The sequence below is a fragment of the Borrelia hispanica CRI genome (genome assembly GCF_000500065.1).
In the GTDB taxonomy this organism is placed as follows: domain Bacteria; phylum Spirochaetota; class Spirochaetia; order Borreliales; family Borreliaceae; genus Borrelia; species Borrelia hispanica.
Genome location: NZ_AYOU01000118.1, coordinates 1 through 4,420, shown reverse-complemented (window position 1 = coordinate 4,420; position 4,420 = coordinate 1). Strand labels below are relative to the sequence as shown.

Genomic DNA, 4,420 nt, shown 5'->3' with positions numbered 1-4,420 from the left:
TTATCTTGAAAAATGTATAACAAGAGCTAATCCAGATGACTCGAATGACCATGAAATTACAACTCAAATGACGAGAAACTATGACCTATTGATGCTGGATGCTAATAATGATATTAGTAAATTCAAGCTGGTTTTGTTAGGTATTGTAGAAACGTTAAAGGCAAAGAAGAAAGCAAAAAATGCTCTTAGAGAGTATACTAATCCAAGGAAAGATATTCTTGAACAAAGATTCAAAGATGCAGAAGCAGAGTATATGAGGTATTTGAAGGGCATTTGCAATACTTTATATTTTAATGAAATGTATAATAATTTGTTAAGAAAAACAGACAATTCATCCCAATTTAAATCTATTTTAGAATCTATTCACTTTTATGGTTTTAGTTATCATAATTTTGTAATTATTATGGGACAATTAGATAAAGATGAACAAAATGCTTTAATTTTTCTTGAATATGCCATAATAAATCCTAGTTTTGATGATCCAAATGACCATGAGATTATAATTAGTGCAAAACGAAATTATAGTTTCCTTACGCTATACGAGGATGATATTAGTAAACTCAAGCTAGTTTTGTCAGGCATTGTAAGAACATTAAAGGAAAAAAAATTAGCAGAGGATGCTCTTCAAAAGTATACTAGGATAGAGAAAGATGTTCTTGAACAAAGGTTCCAAGTTATAAAAACAAAGTATATGAAGCATTTAAAAAATATTTGTAATATTTCTTCTATTGATGAAATGAAAAGTAATTTATTAAACAATGCGGATCATTCATTACAATTTAGAAATATTGTAGAGTCTATAAATTATCATATCAGTATTGAAGAACGGTTAAATATTGATGAGAAAAATGCTTTGGCTTTTCTTGAAAGTGTTATAACAATATTTAATCAAAGTAATCTTGAGTTTGTGACCCATACAAAATATAACTTTTATATTTTTATATTACAGATAGGAAATATTGATAGACTTAAAGCAATTTTGTTAGGGATTGTAAAAATGTTAAATGCGACAATAGAAATAGAGAAAGTTTTGGAGAATTATTCTGGAGCAAATAAAGAGCAATTTATACAAAGATTACAAAAGGAAAATACAAATTATATAAAACTCTTAAAAAGAGTTTGTAATACTTACTCTTTTGTTAAAATGTACAGTGATTTGTTAAATAGAGCAGACGATGTGTTGCAATTTATAAGTATTGATATTGATTTGAAATATTATACAAAACTTATAATGAAATATAATCATGTTTCTGCTTTGCAGATTTTTACTGATAGGGCAAGAATGGCAGTTACTGAATTACTTTATAAATTTAGTCTATCTGATGAACATAAGGAAACAGCTATGTATTTGAGAAAGGCATTAGTAGATACTGCTAAAACATATACTAATGATACGTTTTATGATCTATTGTCTAAATTAAATGTTGATAGAGTTAAAGCAATTATGAACAATATGTTAGAGGGTCATCATTTAAGTTTGTTTTATAGGGCTAGTGGAATTATTAAGAATATCCAAGTGCCGGATGTAAAGCGTAGATTACAGGATAGGTTAGACATGGCGGAAAATAAGTACTTGGAATTATTGAAAAATTATAGCGATGTCAATTTTACTGTTGAGCAGATATATGCTAACCTTGTAGGTAATAAGAATGCAGGTTCTGATTTCCAAAGTATTAGTACTGAAGCAGAAGCAGAGATAGAAAGACTTGCTTAAGAAGGAGTGGCAAGCTAAAGATTTTAATAAGAAAAAATAATGTTAATTGAAGGTTTAGAGAACGCAGCTAGATCAGTTGATAGTATAATAGTATATTTGCTGTTCATGGTGCGTCTAAACTTAATTATAGTTATGGCATGAAAGAAGTATTTTATCAGATTGAACATTTTATTTTAAGAAAGTTCAAGAGACTTTACAAGGGACGAAGGATGTGTTTAAGAAAATTGTTTTTGATATGGAGAGGGAGGGCAATCCGAATGCTGAGGCTATAGTAGAAGTGGTATTTGGAAAAGCAGTGAATGCTGAAGCTGGAGATGGTAAAAAGGATTAATGATATTTGTTATAGTAGTTTGAGTTTAATGATGTTTTAATTTTTTATTTACTTATAATTTTTAATATGTTAAAATATATATGATATATTAAAAATTATAAAATTAAAAATCTAAATTTAAATAAGGAAAATATTTATGTCACAAGATGAAACATTAAAAATAGTAACAGAACAATGGGATAATAGTGAAAAGGATGCTTTAGCTTTTTTGGAAGATGTTATTACAAAGTCAAATTCAGATGTTCCGTATAGTTCAGATGAGCATCAGTCGAAACTAGATTCATTCCAAAATTTTCGTATGCGAATACAAGAAAGTGATATTGATATCCGTAAAAAAATCTTATCAGATATTGTAAAAACATTGAATTCAAAAAGGAATGTAGAAAAAGCTCTTTTAACTTATGATGAAACAGATAAAGACAAAATGATTCAAAGATTCCAAAATATAGAAACAATGTATATAAGAGATTTGCAAAATATCTTTGTTAATTACAATCCTATTAGTGAATCTTGCTATTGTTTATCTGTAGAAACAAACTATGCATCTCGATTTGAGGATATTTTAGACTATATCAAATATTATAAAATGATAAAACAATTAAGTAATGAAGAGCGAGCTGCTTTGGCTTTTCTTGAAGACAGTGTAAAAACTCCTAATTCAGATGCTACAGGTAATTTTAAGTCTATAATGCATACAAAACAAACTTTTTATCGACTTATACTAGGTACAGCTGATGTTAATAAATTTATAGCAGCTTTAAGAGTTGTTGCAGCGACATTAAGTGAAAAAAAATTAACAGAAGAAGCTCTTTTAAATTGCCATGGACCAGAAAAAGATGTATTTATGCAAGAATTAAAAGATTCAGAAACAATTTATATAAATTGTTTAAAAACTATTTGTAGTACTTTCTTTGTTGAGGAAATGAATTCTAATTTATTATGTGAAGCAGACTATGCATATCATTTTGAAATTCTTAGAAAAAAGATATTAGCTTATAATGATTTTTATGATAAAATTTTGGAACAATTAAGTAGTGACGAGAAAAAGGCTTTAGATTTTCTTAAAAATGCTATAACAAGTCCTAATTTAGATAATCCAGGTGATGATGAAATAACAATACAAGCAAAACAAAATTATAATCGGTTGATACTAAATGCAGGAAATACAGATGTCATTGGTAAACTTAGAAGAATTTTATCAGTTATTGTAAAAATATTAGCTGCCAAAGAGGCAGTAGAACAAGCTCTTGCAGAATATAATGTTGGATGGCCATCTAGAAAAGATATGTTTGTACAGCGGTTTAAAGATAAGGAAAGAGAATATGTTAAACATTTAAAAACTGTTTGTAGTACTTCCTCTATTTATGAATTGTATAATGATGATAATTTATTAAAGTCAAAAGAATGTGAATCATATTTTAAAAGTATTGTAAGGAATATAGAATTTTATCATAATATTTATGCTCAAGTTTTAGAAAAATTGGATAGTGATCAAATACATGCTTTAACTTTTCTTGGAAATGCTATATTAGTTCCTAATCCCAGTGATCCAGATGATCTTAGTGTTATAAAAAATGCAACTGCTGCTTTTTATGGGTTTTGCGAGGACTCATTAGGTGTAGGTATTGTTAGACTTGAAAAAGTTTTATCAGGTATTGCAGGAATATTAAATGAAAAAGAGAGAGTAGAACGAATTCTTGCAATGTATAATGGACCGGATAAAGATGTACTTATAAAAAGATTAAAAGACAAGGAAACAGAATATGTGAGACGTTTAAAAACCGCTTGTTATGCTTTTAAGTCTGATGATTTGTATAAGAATTTATTAGGTACATTACAATATGGATTAGAGTTTAAAAGTATTATTGTAGAGGATATAAAATCTTATCATGATATTTATGATCAAGTGTTAGAAAAATTAAATAACGATAAAATGCGTGCTGCCTTAACTTTTCTTGAAACTGCTATATCAATTCCTGATTTAACTAACCCAGGTGATCTTGGTATTATAAATAAGACAAGACAAACTTTTTGTGATTTTTGTAAGTTTTTCCTAGATACAGATAGTATTGTTAGACTTGAAAGAGCGCTATCAGGTATTGTAGAGACATTAAGTAAAAAAGAGGGAGTAGAACGAATTCTTGCAGAGTATGGTGGACCTAACAAAAACATACTTACACAAAGATTAAAAGATATAGAAACAGAATATAGTAAGTATTTAAAAAATATTTGTAGTCATGATTCTATTTATGACATGGAGAATAGCTTATTAAGCAATGCAAATAATGCATCCAGTTTTATTGGTATTGAAACTGAGGTAACATCTTGTAATAGTAAGTATATTAATATTATCAGTAAATTCAGTGAGGAAGGAG

At 27.9% G+C, this 4,420-nt stretch carries 2 protein-coding genes; both read left to right on the top strand.

Annotation, left to right across the window (positions count from 1 at the left end; all coding sequences use genetic code 11):
* Positions 1-1,714: BTA121 domain-containing protein surface lipoprotein (locus U880_RS11345; RefSeq protein WP_161626518.1), on the top strand; the 1,714-nt coding region annotated here is incomplete at its 5' end.
* A gap of 467 nt (positions 1,715-2,181) precedes the next feature.
* The coding region (locus U880_RS10080) for a BTA121 domain-containing protein surface lipoprotein (protein ID WP_038359172.1) at positions 2,182-4,420 on the top strand (2,239 nt) is incomplete at its 3' end.